We start from the raw sequence: 2,485 nt of genomic DNA, 5'->3' as shown, positions 1-2,485 counted from the left end.
CGCCGCGTAAGCCAGTCCCTTGAACGAGGCCACCTCGCCTTCGACGGCGCCGAGCATCTGCCCTTCACGCGTCAGCGCGAATGGAAACTGTCCGACCGGCTGCGCCGCGGCCGAGCCGGCGCAGCACAGGACAATGGAAGCTGCAACAAGCGCGAGCACGGATCGCATCTTCGGAGCATCTCGATGCGCGGACGGTTTCCTGCAGGTTACGTCCGCGGCCGTCAGAGAGGCAAGCCTCGCGCGACCTAACCGCCCTTGGCAATGAGCTCCGCCAGCGCGTGGCGCGCGACGATGCCGAGCTCGCCGAGGGTGGAGTGGCCCGCCCCTGCTGCCTCGATCAGGCGCTCGGCGATGAACCTGCGGCTGTCGTGATCGCCACCGTACGGCAGTTGGCGGCACGTCTCCTCCAGGACGACGTCCATGTTCGCTTTGGTCCGCTCACTCAACTCTGGCATGACGCTCGGTCGCTACGCGTGGCTTGTAGCCGCAAGCATACACAGACGGATCGGACATGATTACCCCGGGTGATCACGGCCATTGTGCATCGCGATGCGTGTGGCGCCGCCAGATTCACGTGGCCATGATGCTGCCCCAAACGACCACCGAAGATTGCACTTGCTCTGATGACAAGCTGAACCTGCGGCGATAGCCTGCCGGCAAAACAAAACACACGGGAGGAATGCGATGCCTGACGCAATGGTTGCTACACGTGCCTCCGACGAGCGCGGAACCGCCCAGCAGGTCGATGTTGCCGTGGTCGGCGCCGGATTTGCCGGCCTCTATCTTCTGCATCGCCTGCGCAAAGCCGGCTTCGAGGCGGTCGCGCTCGAAGAGGCCGGCGACGTCGGCGGCACCTGGTACTGGAACCGCTACCCGGGCGCCCGTTGCGACATCCAGACCATCGATTACAGCTACACCTTCGATCCCGAGCTCGATACCGCCTGGACCTGGTCGGAGAAATACGCGACCCAGCCCGAGATCCTGCGCTATTTCGGCTTCATCGCCGACCGCTACGACCTCAGGCGCGACATCCGCTTCGGGACCAAGGTCACCGAAGCCAATTGGGACGAGAAGGCCGAGCGCTGGCAGCTGACCACCGACAACGGCGCGCCGGTCTCCTGCCGTCACTACATCATGGCGACCGGCTGCCTTTCGGCGCCAAAGCCGCCGGAAATCGACGGCGTCAGGGATTTCAAAGGCGAGGTCTATTTCACCGGACGCTGGCCGCATGACGGCGTCAACCTCGCGGGAAAGCGCGTCGCCGTGATCGGCACGGGCTCGTCGGCCATCCAGTCGATCCCGCTGATCGCCGAGCAGGCCGCGCATCTGACCGTGTTCCAGCGCACGCCGAACTTCGCGCTGCCGGCGCATAACGGCCCGGTGCCGTCGGACCGCATGAGCCTGCTGCAAGGCGATCGCGCGGCCTATCGCGAGCAGGCGCGCCAATCGATGACCGGCGTGCCCTATCCGCAGCAGACGGTCGTGAGCTGGCAATTGAGCGATGCCGAGCGTCGTGAGCGGTTCGAACGTGCCTGGGCAGCCGGCGACCTCATCCACATCCTGACGCAGCTCTGGGCCGACCAGGCGGTCGACATCGACGGCAACAAGATCGTCCAGGACCTGATCCGCGAGAAAATCCGGGCCGCCGTCAGGGATCCCGAGACCGCCGCGGCGCTCACGCCGCACGACCATCCCTTCGGCGCCAAGCGCCCCTGCCTCGATACGAATTACTACGCGACCTACAACCGGCCGAACGTCACGCTGGTCAATCTGCGCCAGGAGCCGATCAAGGCGATCACCGCAAGCGGGATCTCCACGAGCGGCCGCAGCATCGACGTCGATGTCATCGTGTTTGCGACCGGGTTCGACGCCATGACCGGCGCGATCCGCGCCGTGCATCCGATCACCGGACGCGGCGGCAAGTCGCTCACCGACGTCTGGGCGCAGGGGCCGCAGACCTATCTTGGGCTCACGGTCGAGGGCTTCCCGAACTTCTTCATGATCACCGGTCCCGGCAGCCCGTCGGTATTGTCGAACATGGCGGTGTCGATCGAGCAGCACGTCGATTGGGTGGTCGACCGCCTGGCCGCGCTGCGCGATGCTGGCTTCACCACGATGGAGCCGACCGAGACGGCGCAGGCCGGCTGGAACAGGCACATGGCCGACTGTTCGACGCTGACACTGCACCGGCTCGCCAACACCTGGTACACGGGCGCCAACGTGCCCGGCAAGGTGCAGGGCCTGATGCCTTATACCGGCGGCGTCGGCCCCTATCGCAGCATCTGCGACGAGGTGGTCAGCCGCGGCATGCTGGGCTTCAAGCTCACCGGCCCTGGCGGCACGGAGCAATGCAATGACGGCGAGGTGGTGCGCCTGCAGCCGGACGTGCGGCTGGTGCTCAACCTGCTGGCGTCGCTGAACCTGCCGCCGATCGAGTCGATGGGCGCGCTCGGCGCCCGTGCCTTCGTGGACGAGTTCAACAAAG

2 protein-coding genes and 1 pseudogene are annotated in these 2,485 nt (G+C 66.0%); 1 reads left to right on the top strand and 2 read right to left on the bottom strand.

Annotated features, from left to right (window positions below; genetic code table 11):
- Together MOV75_RS34530 and MOV75_RS34525 are read right to left on the bottom strand one after the other, a co-directional pair.
- A pseudogene (locus MOV75_RS34530) lies at positions 1 to 225 on the bottom strand (esterase); the annotation flags it as partial.
- A 20-nt stretch (positions 226 to 245) separates the two neighbouring features.
- Positions 246 to 455 carry a hypothetical protein gene (locus tag MOV75_RS34525; protein ID WP_246931699.1) on the bottom strand — a complete coding sequence of 70 codons (210 nt, stop codon included), beginning with the start codon at positions 453 to 455 and terminating at the stop codon, positions 246 to 248.
- A gap of 229 nt (positions 456 to 684) precedes the next feature.
- Here MOV75_RS34525 and MOV75_RS34520 point away from each other — a divergent pair.
- Positions 685 to 2,485, top strand: a 1,801-nt coding sequence (locus tag MOV75_RS34520) for an NAD(P)/FAD-dependent oxidoreductase (RefSeq protein ID WP_247007576.1), incomplete at its 3' end; no start/stop codon positions are given.

Source organism: Bradyrhizobium sp. PRIMUS42 (assembly GCF_023006515.1).
GTDB lineage: Bacteria > Pseudomonadota > Alphaproteobacteria > Rhizobiales > Xanthobacteraceae > Bradyrhizobium.
This window is presented reverse-complemented; position numbering and strand designations above follow the sequence as displayed.

Coding starts and splice junctions, on each gene's coding strand:
- MOV75_RS34525 (WP_246931699.1), bottom strand. CDS start 455: ATGCCAGAGTTGAGTGAGCGGACCAAAGCGAACATGGACGTCGTCCTG.